The organism is Rhizomicrobium palustre, assembly GCF_011761565.1.
Lineage (GTDB): Bacteria > Pseudomonadota > Alphaproteobacteria > Micropepsales > Micropepsaceae > Rhizomicrobium > Rhizomicrobium palustre.
The window spans coordinates 1,970,718-1,991,699 of the sequence record NZ_JAASRM010000001.1 but is presented as its reverse complement, the minus strand read 5'-3'; the positions used below and the strand labels follow the sequence as shown (position 1 = coordinate 1,991,699).

The following is a 20,982-nucleotide window of genomic DNA, read 5'->3' as shown; positions in this document are numbered from 1 at the left end:
CCTCTCCTCCAATCCTGGCGGCCGAGAAACGGCGGCGGTGGCGAAAGCGACCGTCGCCGTTTTCTTTTGGCGCCTTTATCAATACCGCCCATTCCGTCTGATCTTCTTATGGATTCAACGGCGAAGAGGTACAGCTCTTTTGGATGCACGGGCTTGACTGCTCGGTTAGCGCACCCGCCGACCACCCATGCTGCGAAGCAGCACGATTTCACGCTGCAGAGCAGCGGCAGATGCGGGTGAAGCTCAAACACAGATAGTTAGTGGAGCAAACAAAGAAGTGCATTGCATACTTCTTTTGCTGATCTGCCTTACAATCCTGTCACGAATCTGTAGCAGCATTCGCGGTGCGCCTTTGCGTCTCACCGCTGCGCGTTTACGCACTATTCCCCAATAACCATCACAAGTTTATCGCCTTTTTCTGGCCGCAAATTTTTTAGCGCCGGTGCCCAGGAGAGAAACTTGATCCAAATCATGTTCGGGGGCGATGCCGGAGTGCAAGGTGCGAACATCGCTGACCGCGATTTCGCAGACGAGCGCGGCTTTAGCAACAACAACAAGTGCGCTTATTCGGCGCGCCATAGTGCGATCAACGTACAAGCAATGGGCGGAAAACATGAACGTAAAATATCCAGGTACACCTACAGTCATTCACGGTAACGGCGCCGTAGCCGAAGTCATGGGCAATGTGTGCGGCGGCGTTATCGGCTACCCGATCACTCCGTCCACGGAAATTGCGGAACTCTATGAGGCTTTCCGGGCCCAAGGCGGCGTGAACGTATGGGGCAAGCACCCCTTCTTCTTCGAGCCGGAAGGTGAGCACTCCGCCCAATCGGGCGCGCTGGGCGCGGCATTGACGGGCGGCAAGTACATTTCCAACGCCTCGTCTAGCCAGGGCATCCTGTACGGCATCGAATCCCACTATGTCACCGTCGGCAAACGCGTCGGCGGTTTCGTGCTGCAATGCGCGGCCCGCGTCGTCTCCAAGCATTCGCTGAACGTGATGGCGGGCCATGACGACGTCTATGCCCTTCTGCAGTCCGGCTACACCATCCTGTTCGGCTCCAATCCCCAGGAAGCGGCCGACCTTGCGGTGATCTCTTATAAAGTCAGCGCCAACTCGCTGATCCCCGTCACCAACACGATGGACGGCTTCACCACCAGCCACATGCTGTCCGAAACCTTGATGCCGGAAAAAGAACTCATCAAAGAGTTCCTCGGCGATCCCCAGGACCGCATCCCCTGCCCGACCGTGGCGCAGGAAATGCTGTTCGGCGCCAAGGGCCGCGTCTGGCAGGTCAAGCAGTACCTTGCCAAGCACGAAGCCGATTTCGCGGTGGACGGCTATAAGAGCCTGGTAGCCTTCCTCGACAAGAATGCTGACGCGATCGAGAAGGACAATGACGGCAAGCTCGTCTCCAAGGTCCTCGAATTCGTGCCGGAAGAGCTCCAGGCGCAGTTCAAGCGCCAGTGGGTCAACGCCTATGAGAAGGGCACCCGCCAGCGCGTTCCCTCGCTGGTCGACATCCACAATCCGGGCCTGACCGGCGCGGTGCAGAACCAGCCCGACTTCCAGGCCGGTTCCGCTGACCATCGCACCCACTTCGTCCGCGACGTGCCGAAATTCGTGCGCGAAGCCATGGCCGAATACACCAAGCTGACGGGCCGCGAATACGCTCCGATCAAAACCTATTTCTGCGAAGACGCGGAAAACGTCATGGTCGGCCTCGGTTCGGGCACCGACGATGCGCTGGCGGTTGCGAAATATCTGCGCAGCCAGGGCAAGAAGGTCGGCGTCATCTCCGTGAAGCTCCTTCAGCCCTTCCCGGAAGCCGAAATCGTCGCCGCTCTTAAAGGCAAGAAGGCCGTCACCATCCTGGAACGCTCGGACGTCACCGCGCTGACCACCTTCGTGACCCAGGCGATGTTCAAGGGCGTCGAAAATGCCGCTGGTCCGCGCCATGAAGGCATCCCGGCCATCGACAAGCTGCCCAAATTCACCACGGCCATCTTCGGCCTTGGCGCCCATGACGTGCAGCCCCGCCATCTGATCGCCGCGTTCAAGAATATGGAAACCAAGAACGCGCCGTTCATCTATCTGGGTTCGAACTTCTTCTCCAAGAACCCGACCCCGCGCATCGCCGCTCTCCAGGAAAAGCTTAAAGCAGCTTATCCGGAAACCGAGCTGATGCAGCTCGAGACCGAAGCCAACCCGAACCTGTTGCCCCCGGGCGCCTTCCGCATCCGCTTCCACTCTGTGGGCGGCTACGGCACCATGGCTACTGGCAAGCTCCTGACGGATATTCTGGCTTCCGTGCTGGAACTGCACTCCAAGGCCGCGCCGAAATACGGCTCGGAAAAATCGGGTGCGCCGACCAACTACTACATCACCCTCAGCCCCGAGACGGTGTTGCAATCCAACGCCGAAATCGAGGATGTCGAAATCGTCGTCTCCCCTGACCACAAGGTGTTCGCGCATTCCAATCCTCTGCGCGGCATTGTCGAGGGCGGCACCTTCATCCTGCAGTCCGAGCATTCGCCGCTGGAAGTCTGGGCGGAACTGCCGGCCGCGGCCCGTAAGACCATCCGTGACAAGAAGATCAAATTCTTCGTCATCGACGGCTTCAAGGTCGCCAAGCCCCATGCCCCGACCCCGGAACTCGAAACCCGCATGATGGGCATCGCCTTCATCGGCGCGGTTTGCGGCCATGTCGATCGCATCGTGGCGGACGCTTCGGAAGAAGCCATGCTCGAGAAGATCCGCAAGGATTTGCAGAAGAAGTTCGGCGCCAAGGGTGCGGCGGTTGTCGAAGGCAACCTCACCGTCATCAAGGAAGCCTTCGAGGCGACCCAGAAGGTGGACTACACCAAGCCGGAATTCCTCGAAGCCGAAAAGGCCCCGGTGCAGGTCAGCACCAAGACCAATGCGATCTCGGCCAGCCTGTGCAAGGCGAACCGCCCGGCGGCCTCCTCCAACTTCCTCGACCATGAGTATTTCGAGGATATGGTGGCGAAACCGTTCCGCGATGGCACCATCGGCGAAGCGCCGGTTCTGCCGGGTACCGGCATGTTCCTGCCCGCCGGCAGCGCCGCGGCCAAGGATAAGGGCCTCTTCCGCCGTGAAGTGCCCCTGTTCAACGCCGAACTCTGCACCGGCTGCATGGAATGCACCCTGGTTTGCCCGGATGCGGCGATCCCGAACACCGTGCATGACATCCGCGACCTGCTCAACACGGCAGTGCGCCAGCTCGACCTTGCGCCCGCGCAGATCGATGCCATCAAAGAGCAGATCCCGGCCCTGTCGGATGCGGTGCGCGAGACCTATCGCCAGGCCAAAGGCTCGCCGGCGCTCCACGACGTCGTGGCGCAGGCTGTCGAAGCCCTCGGCACGGACAATGCCATCCTGAAGAAGAACCTCGGCAAGCTGGCGACCGCCCTTTCGGTCTTCCCGGTGGCGCGGACCCGTCCCTTCTTCGATGCCATGGAAAAGACGAGCCCGGGTGCGGGTGGGCTTTATTCCGTGTCCATCGATCCGTGGAAGTGCTCTGGCTGCCAGGAATGCGTGGAAGTCTGCGGACCGAACGCGCTGGTCACCAAGCATCAGGACGAAGCGCTCTTGGAAAACCTCCAGACCCGCTTCGAATTCCTCAGCCGTACGCCCAACACGCCCGCTCGCTTCACCGAAAGCGCCACCAAGCCCGATGGTGAAATCAAGCGGCTGATGCTGGACCGTAACAACTACTACGCCACGACGGGCGGCCATGGCGGCTGCCGCGGTTGCGGTGAAGTGACGGCGATCCGCCTTGTGACCTCGACCAATCGGGCGATCCAGGAACGCCGCCGCAAAGAGCACACCAAGGAAGTTGAGGCCATCCTGGCGAAACTGACCGCCAAGCTTGCCTCGGTGGACGAACCCGCCCGCGCCGCCCGCATCGAGAAGACGATCAAGACGCTCGAAAAGCGCCTCTTCAATCTCGAAAGCGGCCCGACCGGCAATGGCCCTGCCTCGACCGTCATCGCCAATGCGACCGGCTGCTCGAGCGTTTATGCTTCGACCTTCCCCTTCAACCCCTACAACGATCCCTGGGTGAACAGCCTGTTCCAGGACACCCCGGCTGTTGCCAAGGGCATCTTTGAAGGTATTGCCCAGGAAGCCACCACGGACGTGATCGCGCTCCGCACGGCGAAGCTGGAACTGGAAGACGAGTATGACCCGCAGGTCCATGACAAGTTCTTCCGCACCTTCGGCTGGAACCAGTTCACCACCGAAGAACTGAACTTGCTCCCGACCATCGTCTCCATGGGCGGTGACGGCGCCACCTACGACATCGGCTTCGGTGCCCTGTCGCGCGTGCTCGCCACCTCCACCCCGATCAAGGTCGTGGTCTTGAACACCGGTGTGTATTCGAACACCGGCGGCCAGGCCTCTACCTCGTCGCTAACTGGTCAGGATTCGGACCTTTCGCGCTTCGGTGCGGCCCATGCGGGCAAGCAGGAAGACCGCAAGGATCTCGGCCTGATCGCCGCCTTCCATCCCAATGTCTTTGTGGTGCAGACCGCCACGGCGATGCAGGGTCACTTCCTGCATGCGGTGATGGAATACCTGAACCACAATGACGGCCCGTCGCTGCTGGACGTCTATACGCCTTGCCAAGCCGAGCATGGCATTGCGGATGCTGCTGCCAGCGAACATGCCCGTATGGCGGTGGAAGCCCGCATCAGCCCGGTGTTCATCCATGATCCCCGGAAAGGTGCAGACCTGCACGCACGCTTCTCCATCGACGGCAATCCGGAACCGACAAAGGACTGGGCGACCTTCACGCTCGAATATGTCGAGAATGGCGAGACCAAGCTTCTTGATCTCCCCTACACCCCGGCGGACTTCGCGCGTACGGAAACCCGCTTCAAGAAGCAGTTCCGCAAGCTTGCTGCCAATCTGACGGCGGTTCCAGTCGTGGAATATATCGACCTGCCGGTGTCTGAGCGCAGCGCTGTCGTGCCGTTCGTCTATGCGGTCAACGACAAGAAAGAGCTCGTGAAGATGGAAGTCAGCCAGACGGTCATCCATCTGGTGGAAGAACGCCGCAAATACTGGCGCACCATGCAGTATCTGGCGGGCGTCAACGTCCAGAAGCTGGATGCTGGTCACAAGGTGGAATTGGAAGCTCTGCAGGCCCGCTATAAGGCGGCGGTGGACGACCGCGAAAACGCGATCGACTCCATTGCCCGCGCGATGAGCGAACTTGCGGCCTCTTCCAAGGCTCCGGCGGCTGGCGGTGTCGGCTTTGCCCTCAATGGCGGCGGCGCTCCGGCGGCAGCGGCAGCGGTGGCGGAAGCTCCGGCCAATGGCGCGGTGGTCGCGATGGACGAAGACGTGTCCAAATGCACCAACTGCAAGACCTGCTACACCGAACTGCCTGAACTCTTCGAAAAGACCAAGCTGGTGGTCGATGGCTCAACCAAGGAAGTGGCGCACCTCATCCCGGGCGCGGCAACCAAGGTGGCTCCGAGCGCCGAATTGAAGACCAAGCTGGCGCGTATCGCCGCCAATTGCGATGCGGAGATCATTCATGAGCAGTGAGGCCATTAAAAACAACGTCGGCGAGGACCTTGCGCGCTACCGTCAGGTAGCGCTGGCCCGCGAAACGACGGAAGCCCAGATCGAGGAGCTGGAAGGCACAGAAGCCTTCCAGGTCTTCCAAAAGCAGCTTCAGCTGCTGCGGAAGCGCCTCCTCAACGATCCGAAGTCTCTGCGCCAAGTCTTCATTGACGACGGCACGGCGGCGATTGTCTGGGAGTTCAAGCAGAACGAACTTGGCGCCGACTTCACCAAGGTGCTGTGGAACCTCTTGCTGAAGGACGACGAAATGTCGACCATTCTGCAACGGTTCATCTGGGCGGTTCCGCTCAAGTTCAAGCGCAAGTTCATCCAGGCGATCGACAAGCATCTCTCCGACAAATACCCGATGTTCAAGGGCTTGTCGGAGAACTGGCCGAGCGGAAACTTCATTCACCCCTACGTCCGCCCCGCCGAAGATCGCAAAAACGACTTCGAACTGGTGACCACGGGTTATCTCGGCTATCGCGCGCTGGGTTACTCCATGCGCGAAGTCGACCTCTTCGTCTGGCTTGAAGTCCTGCGCGACAAGCAGTGCGAAGACCGCCCCTGCCAGACCGGCTGTCTCGATGCCAAGGGCCGCAAAAAAGGCGGCTGCCCGCTGGTCATCAAGATTCCGGATCTGCTCAACCTCATGGGCCAAGGCAAACTCAAGGATGCCTTGAAGCTGATCGAACAGCTCAACCCGCTGCCCAACGTGACGGGCCGCGTCTGCCCGCAAGAGCACCAGTGCCAAGGCGTCTGCAATATCTCAGGCCAGCCGATCGAAATCGGCCAGCTTGAATGGTATCTGCCGGAACGCCAGCGCCTGGAAGAAGAGAAGAACGGCATCGACGAGAACGAGTGGAAGGACTACGTCACGCCATGGGCTCGCGCCGAGAAGCCGCCAATCGCGGTGGTCGGTTCCGGTCCCGCCGGTTTGATCAACGCCTACCTCCTCTCGGTCGAAGGCTATCCGGTGACGGTGTTCGAGGCCTTTCACGACCTCGGCGGCGTCTTGCGCTACGGCATTCCTGAATTCCGTCTGCCCAACGCGCTGATCGACAATGTGGTCGGCAAGATCAACCGTCTCGGCGGCAAGTTCGTGAAGAACTTCGTCGTCGGCAAGACGGCCACCTTGCAGGACCTGAAAGATGCCGGTTTCTATCGCATCTTCGTCGGTACCGGCGCCGGCCTGCCGCGCTTCATGAACATCCCGGGCGAGCATCTCAATGGCGTGATGAGCGCCAATGAGTTCCTCACCCGCGTCAATCTCATGCAGGCGCGTCTGGACGAATACGAGACGCCGCTTCCCATCGTGAAGGACAAGAACGTCATCATCATCGGCGGTGGCAACACCGCGATGGATGCGGCGCGCACGTCCAAGCGCCTGGGGGCGAATGTCACCATCGTCTATCGCCGCACCAAGAAGGAAATGCCGGCCCGCGTGGAAGAGCTGGCCCATGCCTTGGAAGAGGATATCAACTTGGCCGTCCTTCGGTCCCCGCGCGAGTTCGTCTCGGGCGGCGATCACAAGGTCTGCCATGCCATCCTCGACGTCATGGAACTGGGCGCTCCCGATGCCTCCGGTCGCCGTTCGCCGGTGGCGACGGGTCAGACCGAGACCATCGCGGTTGATCTCGTCATCATGGCGCTGGGCAATGACTCCAACCCGATCATCAAGGACAGCGAACCCCGTATCAAAACCTCGAAATGGGGCACGCTGATCGTCGAGAACGGCTTGGAGACCACGCTGAAGGATGTCTACTCGGGCGGCGATGCCACCCGCGGCGGCTCCACCGCGGTGAACGCGGCTGGCGACGGCAAATCCGCCGCCATTCAGATCGCGGCCGAAAATCCCTACTCGCCTGCCGAGATCAAGGAAATGGTCGCCAAGGCTGGGGAATACACCAACAAGGCTCAGACCAAGTTCACCATCGTCCAGCGCCGCGAAATCGCCGACAACATCGTCGAGATCACGGTGAAGGCGCCGATGGTGGCGAAATCCGCCAAGGCCGGTCAGTTCGTCCGCGTGCTGCCCACCGCCAAAGGTGAGCTGATCCCGCTGACGCTCGCCGACTGGGACGCCAAACACGGCACCATCACCCTGGCGATCCAGGGCGTGGGCGTGTCTTCGCTCCTGATGAACAAGATGCAGCCGGGCGAAAGCCTGGAAGGTATCGCGGGCCCGCTCGGCCTGCCCTCTCACCTGCACAAATACGACCCGAAGACAGAAACGGTCGTGTTCTGCGCTGGTGGCCTGGGTCTGCCGCCGGTCTATCCGATCGCCCGTGAGCACCTGCGCCTCGGCAATCACGTCACTCTGATCGCCGGCTATCGCACCCAGAGCGCCCTGTTCTGGATCGGTGAAGGCGAACGCGTGGACGCGCTGAAGGCCGAGTTCGGCGATCAGCTCAACGTCGTCTACTGCACCAATGACGGCACCTTCGGCGAGAAGGGCTTTGTCACCACCCCGCTGCAGCGCTGGCTGGATGCGGATAAGAAGGTGGGTGACCGCCACATCGCGGAAGTCATCGCCATCGGCCCGCCGCTGATGATGCGGGCGGTTTCGGAACTGACGCAGAAATACGCGGTTCCGACCGTCGTCAGCCTCAACTCCATCATGGTGGATGCGACGGGCATGTGCGGCGCCTGCATGGTGCCGGTCAATATCGATGGCAAGATGGTGCGCAAGCATGCTTGCATCGACGGGCCGGAACTCGACGCCCATACGATTGATTGGGACAAGTTCCTGCCCCGCTTCAATCAGTTCAAGGTTCAAGAAGCCGAGAGCCGCAGCAAACACGGCCTCTGAGAAACCCTCCACATCTGAACTTGCAACGCCGGTCCTTCGGGGCCGGCGTTTTCTTTTGCACCATCGCTGCGGAAAAAATTGTTTTCGGTTTTTCTGAAGACTGCCGTACTAGTTGTGCTTCGGAGGTAGAGATGAAAGCGAAGGCACCGATTTCAGATGACATCCGTCAGGCAATCGCCCTGAAGGCCTATTATCTGTGGGAGGCTGATGGCCGCCCGCATGGCAAAGAGCACGAACATTGGGCACAGGCCGAAGCCGAGATCCTGAGCGTTACGCCTGTGAAAAAGGCAGCCACCAAAGTGGCGAAGCCCGCCGCCAAAGAGCCAGTCGCACTCGCCGCTGCGGAAACCGCAAAAGAGGTTGCGCCGAAAAAGCCCGGCAAGACGGCCGCGAAGAAAACGGCCGCAAAGACTACCGCCCCCAAAACGAAAAAGGCAGCCAAACCCAAAGGCGAGAAGAACGCCTAGCCTTCCAGAATTTGCCGCCGTGCCGCGCGCAGGCGCTGAATCAGGATCGGCAGAAAGCGCTTCATCATTTCATAGCCGAGGTCGTGATCGGCCTCGCATTTACCGCGCAGGCAAGCCGCATCGAAGGCAAGCGCACGCGTGAGATCCACAGCCCGAGCCGATAGACCGCGGCGATAGGGCGGCACCAGCCAGGAAGCACCGACGATCTCGCCCTCACCCACGGTCTGAATCGTGATTGATGCGCCGGGCTTGTTCACCTCCAGCGCCACTGTACCCGCCCGCAGGAGGTAAAGCTGATCTGCGGTGTCGCCTTCGTGAAAGAGATACTCCTCCGGCTCGAAGCGGACATTCTTGGCGCAGCCGGTGAGCACATTGATGTGCTCCTCCGCCATGCCGGCGAAGAAGCTGTGGCCCGCGACGATCCGATGAAGCCCTTCCATGGCGACGCATCCTTAAAAGCTTGGTGACGGTAGGCCTTTGTCTACTGCGCCGCAACGCGGCGCTATAACGGCTGGCGCGCTTTGGTGATCGCCGCCATAGCCGCTTTGAGGTCAGGCTCTGCCAAAAGCTCCTCCAAGGGCCGTTCCAGCCTCCGTCGCCAATTGGGATATTCCGTGATCGAACCCGGCAGATTGGCCTGATGCACCTGCCCCAGGAAATCATCCATCTGCACCATGAAAAGGGCCGACGGCGCAGAGGCCATATAGCGGTGCACCGCTGAGGTCAGCTCGGGCGACCACGCAAAATCGGATGCCGCTTCCGGATCAACACTCTTCGGCAAAAGCTTGTGTTTGGCGAGGGCCGCCAGAAGCTGCTCCTTATCCCCAGCGCGAATCTTGGTCGCGAAATCCTGTTCCTTCGCATCCTTGAAAAGACCCAGGCGATCCTTGGCCGCGAGATCGTCTCCCACCCAGAAGCCCGACAGAGTGGCAAGATCGTGGGTTGAGACCGACACCGCCGCAAGGCCGGGATATTCAGCAGGTTCTTTAAACGTGTCATGTGACCGCTCGAAGTAAAGCACACGGCTGGAGAGGATCGCGCTTTCCTGCAGGCGCTCGCGGAAACCCGCCGGAACCGTGCCGAGATCCTCGCCAATGACGAGGCATTTGTTGCGCTGGCTTTCGAGCGCGGTGATCGCAAGCAGGTCCGTCAAAGGATAGCGCACATAAGCACCATCGGAAGGCTTGCCGCCCGGCGGCACAATGTAAAGCCGCGTCAGCCCCATCACATGATCGATGCGCAAGGCCCCTGCATGGCGCATGTTGGAGCGCAGCAGCGCGGTGAAATAGTCGTAGCCCGTCTCGCGCAAGCGCAAGGGATTGAGCGGGACCACGCCCCAATCCTGCCCTTTCTCATTAAAGGGATCGGGCGGCGCACCCACGCGCGCACCAGTGGCAAAGAGGGCTTGGTTATTCCAATGGTCGGCACTGCTGGCATCGACGCTGACGGCGAGGTCGTTATAAAGACCCACCGCCATGCCCTGCTCGCGCGCATGGTTGGCGGCTTCGGCGAACTGCAATTCGGATTGCCATTGCAGGTACTGGTAGAAGCCGATGCGCGCGGAAGCCTCGCTTCGGAAGGCTGTTAGGGCAGGCTCATCACGATCACGCAATTCCTGCGGCCACTCCAGCCAGTTCTGGGTGCCGAGTTTTTCGACCAACACCTGGAAGGTGCACAGCCCCTCAAGATCGCGGCCCTTGTCACGGATATAGGCGTTAAAGGCTTGGGCGCGCGCATCATTCTTTTCGAGATGCTGAGAGACGAAGCTCTGATAGAGAAGCTCCAACACCGGCAGCTTCAGTGCCGCGACGGTTTTGTAGTCCACCAACTCTTCATGAAGCGACTTTTCCAAGGCTGCACGATAATCGGCAGACGCAGCGCGGGTTTGCGCAGGCTCGCATTCGGCAAAATCCGCCATCTCGGGAATGGCGAGATAGAGCGGATTGCGAAAGAGACGGCTCGCCGGGGAATAAGGACTGGCGTTTTCCGGCGTATTGAGAAACAGCGTGTGTAGCGGGTTAAGACCAATGGCATCCCCACCAGCCTCCGCCACCGTATCGCTGAGCTTTTTCAAATCGGCGAAATCGCCCACACCCCAATCGGCTTTGGACTTGAGAGAGTAGAGCTGCAGCATCAGTCCCCAGACGCGCTGGGTCTTAAGTTTTTCCGGCAGATAGCAGCGCGCAGGCGCCACGATCAGCCGTGTGGTGAAGCCATCTGCAGAAAAGCGGTGATAACCGGGGGGCAATGCGTCGAGCTTCAAGCGATGCTGGAAAACGCGCTTGCCATCGAAATAGGCGATATCGTCATGGGGAAGATCGCCCAATCGCGCAACACCGCCAGAAGGTTCGCCATCTTCCAGCACGAGCTGCCAATTGATGCTCTTCTGCCCATCTTCTTCCCATGCGCGCAAGGGAATAAGAGCTGGCGCCCCTTCTTGCAGCACCAGCACAGGCGGCAGAAGACGCATCCAGGGCTCGCGCCAGAACGCGTTCAGGCTCGCGAGAGCTTCTTCATCGGTTTCGGCCGGAATGTGGAAAGCCTTCAACAGGCCGCGAATGGTCTCAAGCGTCGTGTCGTGACGCTCACCATGCATATCCCAGTAATGATCCTCGATGCCGGCCTCGGCGGCGAGTTTCAGGAGAACTTCTTTCGCGTCCATGAACTATCCTGGTTACACATCACCCTCGAACAGCGCCAAGCTATGGGCTGCGAGGTGAAATCTCGTTTGAGCGGCAAAACGGCCCGAAGCCTCGCCATCCGGCGCACCGGTGTCGACGATCCAATGCCAGCGGGAATCGAACGGCACATCAGGCAGCACGAATTCGACCGGCTCTTCTCCCCCATTCACAAGCAAAAGGAAGGAATGTGGATCGAGCCGCCGGGAATAGGTTTCAAGGTCCATTTCAGCGGTGGCCGCATAGCGAACGCCCAGCGCGCGCATATGCATGGCTTGCCAATCGGCTTCGCCCATCTCTTCGCCATCTGGCGCCAACCAGACGATATCCTTGACATAACTTCCTTCCGCGGGATCGCCGAGGAAAAAGGCGGAGCGGCGGAACACCGGATGATCGGCCCGAAGCTTGATCAGCTTGCGGACAAAGGCGACGAGATCGCGGTTCTTGGAGAGCGCGTTCCAATCCACCCAACCAATCTCATTGTCCTGGCAATAAGCGTTGTTGTTGCCTTTTTGGGTCCGGCCAAATTCATCACCAGCGACCAGCATGGGGATGCCTTGCGAGAGAAGAAGGCTAGCCAAAAGATTGCGCTTCTGGCGTTCACGCAGCTTGAGCACCGCGAGATCTTCGGTCACCCCTTCTATGCCGCAATTCCAGGAGAAGTTCTCGCCCGTGCCATCGCGATTGTTTTCGCCATTGGCATCATTGTGCTTGAAGTTATAGGAAACCAGATCTTCCAGCGTGAAGCCGTCATGCGCGGTGATAAAATTCACCCCCGCTGTCGGCAGCCGCTCCGGAAAGACGTCGCTGGAACCAGCGAGACGTTGTGCCAGATCACCCACCCGCGCGTCTCCGCGCCAGAAGCGGCGGATGTCATTGCGGAAGCGGTCATTCCATTCCACCCAGCGCGTGGGAAAGCCGCCAAGGCGATAACCACCTGGGCCAAGATCCCATGGTTCGGCGATCATCTTGGTTTTCACCAGCACCGGATCTTGCGCGATGCAGGCAAAGAGCGCAGCCGTGGGATCGAACTCTCCTTCGCGCCGCGCCAAGGTAACTGCGAGATCGAAGCGGAAACCATCAACCCCCATGACTTCGACCCAATAACGCAGGGAATCCATCACCATCTGCAGAACGCGCGGATGATCGAGGTTGAGGGTATTGCCGCAGCCGGTCACATCACGATAGCGGCTCTTGTTTTCGGCAAGGCAGTAATAGCTGGCGTTGTCGATGCCACGGAAGGAAAGCGTCGGGCCAAGCTCGTTGCCTTCACCGGAATGGTTGAAAACCACATCCAGTATCACCTCGATCCCGGAATCATGGAAGGCGCGCACCATGCGGCGGAACTCGGAGATATCGGGCTTGGAGAGATAGCGTGGCTCAGCGGCGAAGAAGTTGACCGAGTTATAGCCCCAATATTCGCTCAACCCCTCAGCGGCAAGCACCGAAGTGGTGGTGAAGGGGTGAATGGGCAACAGCTCGACAGCCGTAATGCCGAGATCGCGGATGTAGCGCACCACCTCGGGTGAAGAGAGGCCGGCGCAAGTTCCACGCAGCGCGGGGTCAACATCCGGGTGCTGCTTGGTGAAGCCGCGCAGATGCAACTCATAGATCACGCTGTGCGAACGCGGCGTGTGCATCGCCGTTTCAATCAAACCATCGAGCGGCGCAGTGACAATGCATTTGGGCACCACTGGTGCGGAATCGCGTGTATCGAAAGAAAGATCCACTCTCGGATCGTCCTGGCGGTAGCCGCGCTGCAGGGGGCTATATTCGATCGGTCCCGTCAACAGCCGCGCGTATGGATCGATAAGAAGCTTGTTGGGATTGAAGCGATGCCCACCCAATGGATCGTAAGGCCCATAGACGCGATAGCCATAAAGCAGCCCTGGTCGGGCCACAGGCAGATAACCGAACCAGACATCCTCATTCTTTTCCGGCAAGGCGACACGGGCGCGTTCATGCCCAGCCTCATCAAACAGGCAGAGTTCCACCTTTTCCGCATGGGCGGAGAAGATCGCAAAATTCACCCCCTCGCCGTCGAAATGGGCGCCGAGGGGATAAGGACGGCCCTGTTTGAGCCGCAAGCCCGTGGTCACGTTCAGCGGCCCTCCGGCACCAGGACAATCGCGCCAAGCGGCGGAAGCGTCAGGCAAAGGCTGTCGGGCTGAGCGTGAACCGCTTGACCTGTCGTTTTCAAATTCGCACCGTTGCCGACATTGCTACCGCCATAATATTCGGAATCCGAATTGAAGGCCTCGTAATAGCTGCCCGCTTTCGGCACGCCGACGCGGTATTTCTCGCGCACCACCGGTGTGAAGTTGCACACGACCACTACAAAGTCGTCAGGATCATTGCCGCGACGAATATAGGAAATCACGCTGGCCTCAGTATCGTTGCAATCGATCCAGGAGAACCCTTCCGGCTCGCAATCCTTCTGATGGAGCGCCGTGCGATTGCGATAGAGCCAGTTGAGATCCTTCAGGGCAAGGTTCAGCCCGGCATGTTCCTTATGTTCGAGCAAATGCCAATCCAGACTCGCGTCATGGTTCCATTCGTTCCACTGGCCGATATCCGCCCCCATGAAGAGCAGCTTCTTGCCTGGCATCGTATACATGAAGGTGTAATAGGCGCGCAGGTTGGCGAACTTCTGCCAGAGATCGCCGGGCATCTTGCAGATCAGCGAACCCTTGCCATGTACCACCTCGTCATGGCTGAGGGGCAGGATGAAATTCTCGCTGAAGGCATATATCAGACCGAAGGTCAGATCATTGTGGTGGTATTTGCGGAAGACCGGCTCTTTGGACATGTACTGCAGCGTGTCGTGCATCCAGCCCATGTTCCATTTATAGCCAAAGCCGAGCCCGCCGAGATAGACCGGCCGCGAGACCATCGGCCAAGAGGTGGATTCCTCTGCGATGGTGGCCGTGTCGCCATGCTCGGCATAAACGAGCTCATTCATACGGCGCAAAAAGTCGATAGCTTCCAGATTCTCGATGCCGCCGAATTTGTTCGGCACCCATTCGCCATCCTTGCGGCTGTAATTGCGATAGAGCATCGAAGCGACCGCATCCACGCGCAGCCCATCGATGCCATAGCGGTCCAGCCAGAACAGCGCATTGGAATGCAGGAAGCCCTTCACCTCGTTACGGCCGAAATTATAGATGTAGCTGTTCCAATCGGGGTGGAAGCCTTCGCGCGGATCGGAATGCTCGTAGAGATATGAGCCATCGAAAAGATGCAAGCCATGGGCATCGGAGGGGAAATGCCCCGCCGCCCAGTCCAGGATCACGCCAATGCCCGCCTCATGGCAGGCCCGCACGAAATGGCGAAAATCTTCCGGTGAGCCATAGCGGCTGGTCGGCGCGAAAAGTGCTGTGGGCTGATAGCCCCAGGAGCCGCCAAAGGGATGCTCGTTGATCGGCATCATTTCGATATGGGTAAAGCCCATCTCTTTCACATAGGGCACGAGCGTATCGGCGAGTTCACGATAGCTAAGCGCCCGATTGCCCTCTTCAGGGATTCGCCGCCAGGAGCCGAGATGCACTTCATAGATCGAAATCGGCGCGTGCCGGTCTGAGGACGGGCCCTTGCCCGTGGCTTCGCGCACCGCGCCAATCTTCGCATCGGCGGAGACGACCGAGGCCGTCTTCGGCGGCAGCTCGGCCTGGAATGCGAAGGGATCGGCCTTCAAAAGAACGGCGCCGTCCTGCGTCTTGATCTCAAATTTGTAGCGCGCACCCGCGCCCACCTCCGGAATGAAAATTTCCCAGATGCCGGCACCGGGATGCAGGCGCATGACATGGCGACGGCCATCCCAATGATTGAAGTCACCAACGACACTGACACGGCGCGCGCTCGGCGCCCAAACCGCGAAGCTGGTGCCCTCGACACCATCCATAACGGTGGGGTGCGCACCCATTTTCTCGTAGGCGCGCAAATAATTACCCTCAGCATGCAGATAGCGCTCGAGATCGCCCAGAATGGTCCCGAAACGATAGGGGTCTTCTTCCACTCGTCCATCAACGGAGAGACGGTAATCAACGCCCTCCTTGCCAATGGTGCCTGCGAAGAGACCCGCGTCATGTACCTTGGAAAGCTTGGCAATTTCGGCACCGCTGGAGCGGTTCAGTACCGCGATCTGGTCCGCGCCGGGGCGGTAAACCCGCACCACATAGCTGCCAGAGGCCGGATCGTGATGCAGGCCCAGATAGGAAAAAGGATCGTGATCATCGCCCCCGACGATACTTTGCATACGCTCGTCACGCGGCACGTTCATCACTGGGGCACTACGCTTTGCTGATTCCGGCATTGCTTTATCCGACCTTTTGGAGGTGCATTGATCTTACGAAGATGAAATTTGCAGTCACGATGGTCTGAGTGTCATTTTTGATTCGCTCCAGTAATAAGAGTTTTACCAGAATAGGGTTTTATAGTTTCCGACTAATACAGCGGGCCGACGTATTCGATTATTTTCGATGCTAGGTCTCCGCGAGAGGACCATATGCGGGTTCTGTTTGCCACGGCGGAAGCTTACCCCCTCGCCAAGACCGGAGGGCTGGCGGACGTGTCGGGTGCGCTGCCCCTGGCTTTGCGGCGTCTCGGCCTCGATGTCCGTCTGGTCATGCCCGCTTATCCGAGCGCTTTCATGCGCATCGAGAAACCCCGCATCATTGCCAAAATCCCGCCGCTGCTCGGCATTGCCGATGCCACCTTGGTCGAAGGCAAGTTTCCTGGCAGCGATCTGCCGGTCTATCTGATCGACAGCCACAGCCTTTTCCGCCGCCCGGGCGGGCTCTATCAGGACGAAGCCGGCGCGGAATGGCCGGATAACCCTCTTCGCTTTGCTTATCTCGCTCACGTCAGCGCCGCCCTCGCAATGAACCGCCTGGGCATATCCTGGCGGCCAGATATCGTTCATGCCAACGATTGGCATGCCGGTTTGGTGCCCTTTTATTTGTCCCTCGAAGAGGCCGAACGTCCGGCGACTATCTTTACAACGCACAACATGGCCTTCCAGGGCAATTTCTCTCCAGAATGGCTGAGTAAGCTCCGCCTTCCGCGCGCCTATTTCCAGCCGGGCGGGATCGAGTTCTACAATCAGATTTCTTTCCTTAAGGCGGGGATTCGCTATGCCGACCGGGTGACCACCGTCAGCCCGACCTACGCCCGCGAAATCCTCACTCCCGAATTCGGCTGTGGCATGGAAGGGGTCTTAAAGCTGCGTGGCGCCGATTTCAGCGGCATCCTCAACGGGATAGACGACGCACTCTGGAATCCCGCGAGCGATCCGGCGCTGCCGCATCATTTCCATGCGAGCGATATCTCCGGTAAACGGGCCTGCAAAGCCGCCTTGCAGGAGGAACTTGGCCTGCCGCTGCGCCCCGATGTGCCGCTGATCGGCTTTGTCAGCCGCATCACCCACCAGAAGATGGCCGACGTGATCCTGGAGGCGCTGCCCTGGCTCTGTAACCAGGATACGCAGTTCGTCTCCGTCGGCGAAGGCGATCCCAAGATGGAAGCCGGCTTCGATCAGGCGCGCGAGCTCTATAGCCATCGCTGCGCGACGGTGATCGGCTATGACGAAGCCATGGCGCACCGCCTGCAAGCCGCCGCCGATATCCTCTTGGCCCCCGCGCGTTTCGAGCCTTGCGGCCTGACCCAGCTTTACGCCTTGAAATACGGCACCTTGCCCATCGTCCGCCGCACGGGCGGTCTTGCCGACACCGTGGTCGACGCATCTGCGGCAAGCATTGCTGACCGCAGCGCGACGGGGTTTGTATTCGACAAGATTGCTGTCGACGATCTGAAAGCGGCGATCACACGGGCTCTCACACTTTATCGTGAGCCGCTGACATGGCGGCGGCTGCAACTGCAAGCGATGGCGCAAGACTTCAGTTGGGATGCCAGCGCCACCCAATATGCAGCGCTCTACAGCGCGGCGAGCGGCATCGCCATCGACCTCGGCGACAGGGACCAACACAAATCCGTTGCTGAACCAGAAACAACAAGACAAGCCGCAGTTTGATTGGTTAAGATGTGTGCGCCAGTCGCGCAGATTGCCGCGTGTTAGCCGGCATCTAACGAAGACGGGCAGGAGAACGTCATGCCCACGACACCCATTGTCACCGATGATGAAATCCGCACCCGCAGCTATTTGCTGTGGGAGAGCGAAGGCTGCCAGCACGGCAAGGACGCCGAATATTGGCTGCGCGCCAAGGAAGAGCTTGAACGTGAAGCCGCGGCAAAAGTCCAAGAAGCTTCAATGGCTTCCATGGGCGGCGAGTCGACCGATTTTGTGCTGCCGGTGCTGCCGATCTCGACCCCGCCGGCCAAGAGCGTGTCCGACAAGCTCGCGCATGATGATGCGGATCTGAAGAAGGTGGTCTGACCATCTGATCATGGCAAAGCTCGAGGGCGTTTCTCGCCCTCGCATTGCTGTTTGTTTTTTCTTTTGAGCGTACGGAAAAAATCAAAGCCCCCGAAGAGATCTCCTCGGGGGCTTGTTTATTTTACATATCTATTTCCTGGCCTATTTCTGCCAGGAAATCAGCGGCAGTTCGGCGGGCAGATGCGCGCCGGGATGATAAGGCACCACGCGCACGGTGAAATCTTCCAACGGCCGCGGCGAAGAAATGGCGCCCGCGAAAATATAGCCATTGGTCGAGCCCACGATGGGATGCTCCTGATGGAGCATGATCACCTCTGGCGCATGCTCGGCGGTTTGATCGGCGAACATTTCCACCCGCACCGAACCCGGCTCGACTTCGCCAAGATAGACCGGCACCACCACATGCGGCGCGCCATCGTTCTGATTGATGACCGGCTGGCCGATATGCAGCGAGTTCCAGCGCGAATGCAGTAGGCGCGCCCACTGATTCATCGCCTTGGCCTCGGCGCAGCGGTCCTTCAGGCGTTCACGCACCGTCTTGGCGAGCGGGTAATAAGCCTGCTCGACATAATCGGTCATCATGCGCGCGCCGGAGAATTGCGGCGTCAAGCGGCCCATGCTTTCGCGAATGCGATTCAGCCAAGCGCGCGGCAGGCCGGTGCTGTCACGGTCATAGAATTCCGGAATGACCTTCTTTTCCAACACTTCATAGAGGCTCTGGATATCGCGGGCATCGACATCTTCGGCCGCGCCGCCCGAACCATCGCCGATCGACCAGCCCACCTCATCGGTATAGGCCTCGTCCCACCAGCCATCGAGAGTGGAGCAGTTGATGCCGCCGTTGACCAGCACCTTCATGCCGGAGGTGCCGCAAGCTTCCCACGGACGGCGGGGCGTGTTGATCCACACGTCGACACCTTGGGTCAGTTCCTGCGCCAGGGAGATGTCGTAATCCTCCAGGAACAGGACGTGGTGGCGATAGCGCGGATTGCGCGCCAGGTTGATCCAGCTCTGGATCATTTCCTTGCCGACGCCATCGGCCGGATGAGCCTTGCCTGCGACCACGATCTGCACCGGGAAAGCGGCGTTGTGCAGGAGCTTGTCGAAGCGTTCGAGATCACGCAGCAAAAGGTTCGGGCGCTTATATTCAGTGAAGCGGCGCGCGAAGCCGAGCGTCAAGACATTCGGGTCCAGCACGGTGTCGGCTCTACGGATCTCATCGAGGCTGAAGCCACCTTCACGAAGCTGACGGCTTAAGTGCTGGCGGGCATAACGCACCAGACGTTGGCGGCCTTCGCCGCGCATCGACCAGAGTTCTTCATCCGAAATCACGTCCGGCGAAACCGGCTCGCGGGTTTTGCCCGTGGGCGTGCGCCAACGGCCTTTGCCATAGACCTTGTTCCAGATGCGATCCGAGCCCGTGGAATCCCAAGTCGGGATATGCACGCCGTTGGTGACATAGCCGACCGGCACTTCGCAGGACGGCCAGCGCGGGAAAAGCGGCTGGAAGATGCGGCGGGAGACTTCGCCATGCAGGCGCGACACGCCGATGGTGATGCCCGAGCCGCGCGCGGCCAGGAACGCCATGTTGAAGGCTTCGTCGTGATTACTGGGATCGGCGCGGCCAAGGGCGATGACATCATCGATCTTGACGCCGCGCCCATGCAGCGCGCCTTCGACATAAGGCAGATATTTGCGCAAGAGATCGGCGGGGAAGCGGTCAAAGCCCGCCGCCACCGGCGTATGGGTGGTGAAGAGATTGCCAGCGCGCGTCGCCCACAAAGCTTCCCAGAAATCGAGATTCGACTTCAGCGCCAATTGACGGGCGCGCTCAATGATCGCGAAGGCGGCGTGGCCTTCATTGACGTGGCAGATTTCGACTTCGGGATGCAGCGCCTCGATCACGCGCCAGCCGCCGACGCCGAGCACGATTTCCTGCATCAGGCGCAGTTCCGGACCGCCGCCATAAAGCTTCGCGGTGATACCGCGATCGAGCGGCGAGTTCACCGGATCGTTGGAGTCCAAAAGATAAAGGGTGACACGGCCGACGGTAGCCTTCCAAACGCGCAAATAGACAATACGGCCCGGCAGTTCGAGGCCAATGCGCAGCCAGCCATCTTCCGGCAGAATCACCGGCTCGACCGGCATCGCGGCAGGCTCGTTATAGGGATAGGTTTCGAGCTGCATGCCCGCAGAGTCGATCAGCTGGCGGAAATAGCCTTCCTGATACAAAAGGCCGATGCCGACCACCGGAATGTCGAGGTCGGACGCCGATTTCAGCACGTCACCGGCGAGAATGCCGAGACCGCCGGCATAGATCGGCAGCGAAGAGCCAAGACCGAACTCCATGGAAAAGTATGCGATACCGCCGACTTTGGCATGGCCGCCCGCATCGCGGAACCAGCCGGGTGTCGTGAGGTATTCGGTGCGGGCATCCTCGAAGGCCTTGAGCTTGGCAAGGAAGGCCTTGTCAGCGGCAAGCTGCTTCAAGCGTTCGCGGCTGGCACCCTGGAGCACAGTCCAGGGATTGAGGGTGCGATCCCACAGCTTCTCATCGATATAGCCCCAGAGCGCATCGCCTTCGTGGCTCCAGGTCCAGCGCAGATCCAAGGCAATGGATCGCAAGCTCGCAATTTCGTCCGGCAATTCCAAAAGGGGCGTGGTGACCATGGTCTATGTCCGAAAATCCTGTCGCAAGTGGAAGGGCGAGAATCACCCCCCAGGGGCACTGTCGCTGATCTTTGTTAAATTTCTGCGGGAGCTCAAGCTAAAGCCGTAGAAAACCTGCGCTTCTTTAGTAAATGAATACCGATGAGGCAGCTTCGCGGTCAGGCTGCCGAAAAATGAACCTTTCGCGCGGTCAGCAGCAGAAAAACACTGTTCAGTTCATGAAGGGAAAGACAGCGAAAGCTGGGAAGACGGTGCGCGTGGGCAGTGCTCCGCCAAATGTAAAAACGTGAAAACAAATCCCCGATTTGGGCGGCAACCCCCTGGAGCGCCACGACATTCGCCTTCTTACAAGAGGGCTGCGCGCAAGC

11 protein-coding genes are annotated in these 20,982 nt (G+C 59.6%); 5 read left to right on the top strand and 6 right to left on the bottom strand.

All coding sequences use genetic code 11. The features are described 5' to 3' along the window. Nucleotides 1–405 precede the first annotated feature (405 nt). Nucleotides 406–615, bottom strand: a complete 210-nt coding sequence (locus tag FHS83_RS08910) for a hypothetical protein (RefSeq protein WP_167082635.1) — start codon at nt 613–615, stop codon at nt 406–408. On the opposite strand from FHS83_RS08910, the gene FHS83_RS08905 reads away from it, so the two are divergent. The 3 genes from FHS83_RS08905 (at nt 614) to FHS83_RS08895 (ending at nt 8,875) form a co-directional block, all read left to right on the top strand. Continuing rightward, nucleotides 614–5,578: a 2-oxoacid:acceptor oxidoreductase family protein gene (locus FHS83_RS08905; RefSeq protein ID WP_167082634.1), complete on the top strand. Its 4,965-nt coding sequence runs from the start codon at nt 614–616 to the stop codon at nt 5,576–5,578. The two genes, FHS83_RS08910 and FHS83_RS08905, sit on opposite strands and share 2 nt — an antisense overlap. Then, nucleotides 5,568–8,408, top strand: a complete 2,841-nt coding sequence (locus FHS83_RS08900) for a sulfide/dihydroorotate dehydrogenase-like FAD/NAD-binding protein (protein ID WP_167082633.1) — start codon at nt 5,568–5,570, stop codon at nt 8,406–8,408. Before FHS83_RS08905 ends, FHS83_RS08900 begins: the two co-directional genes overlap by 11 nt. A gap of 131 nt (nt 8,409–8,539) precedes the next feature. Beyond that, on the top strand, nt 8,540–8,875 hold the full coding sequence (locus FHS83_RS08895) for a DUF2934 domain-containing protein (RefSeq protein WP_167082632.1): 336 nt from the start codon (nt 8,540–8,542) through the stop codon (nt 8,873–8,875). Here the strand turns inward: FHS83_RS08895 and FHS83_RS08890 are convergent. From FHS83_RS08890 to glgB, 4 genes are all read right to left on the bottom strand, one after another. Next, nucleotides 8,872–9,315 carry a Crp/Fnr family transcriptional regulator gene (locus FHS83_RS08890; RefSeq protein ID WP_167082631.1) on the bottom strand — a complete coding sequence of 148 codons (444 nt, stop codon included), beginning with the start codon at nt 9,313–9,315 and terminating at the stop codon, nt 8,872–8,874. The two genes, FHS83_RS08895 and FHS83_RS08890, sit on opposite strands and share 4 nt — an antisense overlap. Before the next feature lie 62 nt (nt 9,316–9,377). After that, nucleotides 9,378–11,537: a 4-alpha-glucanotransferase gene (gene malQ, locus FHS83_RS08885; RefSeq protein WP_167082630.1), complete on the bottom strand. Its 2,160-nt coding sequence runs from the start codon at nt 11,535–11,537 to the stop codon at nt 9,378–9,380. Nucleotides 11,538–11,549: 12 nt separating this feature from the next. Then, nucleotides 11,550–13,652 carry a glycogen debranching protein GlgX gene (glgX, locus tag FHS83_RS08880; RefSeq protein WP_208414340.1) on the bottom strand — a complete coding sequence of 701 codons (2,103 nt, stop codon included), beginning with the start codon at nt 13,650–13,652 and terminating at the stop codon, nt 11,550–11,552. A 2-nt stretch (nt 13,653–13,654) separates the two neighbouring features. Then, nucleotides 13,655–15,832, bottom strand: a complete 2,178-nt coding sequence (gene glgB, locus FHS83_RS08875) for a 1,4-alpha-glucan branching protein GlgB (RefSeq protein WP_167085366.1) — start codon at nt 15,830–15,832, stop codon at nt 13,655–13,657. Between the two features lie 225 nt (nt 15,833–16,057). Between glgB and glgA the strand changes: the two genes are divergently transcribed. Next, nucleotides 16,058–17,581: a glycogen synthase GlgA gene (gene glgA / locus FHS83_RS08870; RefSeq protein WP_167082628.1), complete on the top strand. Its 1,524-nt coding sequence runs from the start codon at nt 16,058–16,060 to the stop codon at nt 17,579–17,581. 78 nt (nt 17,582–17,659) lie between these two features. Continuing rightward, complete coding sequence (locus FHS83_RS08865) at nt 17,660–17,944, top strand: DUF2934 domain-containing protein (RefSeq protein WP_167082627.1); 285 nt, start codon at nt 17,660–17,662, stop codon at nt 17,942–17,944. Between the two features lie 141 nt (nt 17,945–18,085). Here the strand turns inward: FHS83_RS08865 and glgP are convergent, their stop codons facing one another. Continuing rightward, nucleotides 18,086–20,614, bottom strand: coding sequence for an alpha-glucan family phosphorylase (glgP, locus tag FHS83_RS08860; RefSeq protein WP_167082626.1), 2,529 nt, complete (start codon nt 20,612–20,614; stop codon nt 18,086–18,088). Between the last annotated feature and the right edge of the window lie 368 nt (nt 20,615–20,982).

Bases quoted from the DNA above. Each gene is read 5' to 3' on its own strand.
- FHS83_RS08905 (WP_167082634.1), top strand. From the start codon at position 614: ATGAACGTAAAATATCCAGGTACACCTACAGTCATTCACGGTAACGGC.
- FHS83_RS08910 (WP_167082635.1), bottom strand. From the start codon at position 615: ATGTTTTCCGCCCATTGCTTGTACGTTGATCGCACTATGGCGCGCCGA.
- FHS83_RS08900 (WP_167082633.1), top strand. From the start codon at position 5,568: ATGAGCAGTGAGGCCATTAAAAACAACGTCGGCGAGGACCTTGCGCGC.
- FHS83_RS08895 (WP_167082632.1), top strand. From the start codon at position 8,540: ATGAAAGCGAAGGCACCGATTTCAGATGACATCCGTCAGGCAATCGCC.
- FHS83_RS08890 (WP_167082631.1), bottom strand. From the start codon at position 9,315: ATGGAAGGGCTTCATCGGATCGTCGCGGGCCACAGCTTCTTCGCCGGC.
- malQ (WP_167082630.1), bottom strand. From the start codon at position 11,537: ATGGACGCGAAAGAAGTTCTCCTGAAACTCGCCGCCGAGGCCGGCATC.
- glgB (WP_167085366.1), bottom strand. From the start codon at position 15,832: ATGAACGTGCCGCGTGACGAGCGTATGCAAAGTATCGTCGGGGGCGAT.
- glgA (WP_167082628.1), top strand. From the start codon at position 16,058: ATGCGGGTTCTGTTTGCCACGGCGGAAGCTTACCCCCTCGCCAAGACC.
- FHS83_RS08865 (WP_167082627.1), top strand. From the start codon at position 17,660: ATGCCCACGACACCCATTGTCACCGATGATGAAATCCGCACCCGCAGC.
- glgP (WP_167082626.1), bottom strand. From the start codon at position 20,614: ATGGTCACCACGCCCCTTTTGGAATTGCCGGACGAAATTGCGAGCTTG.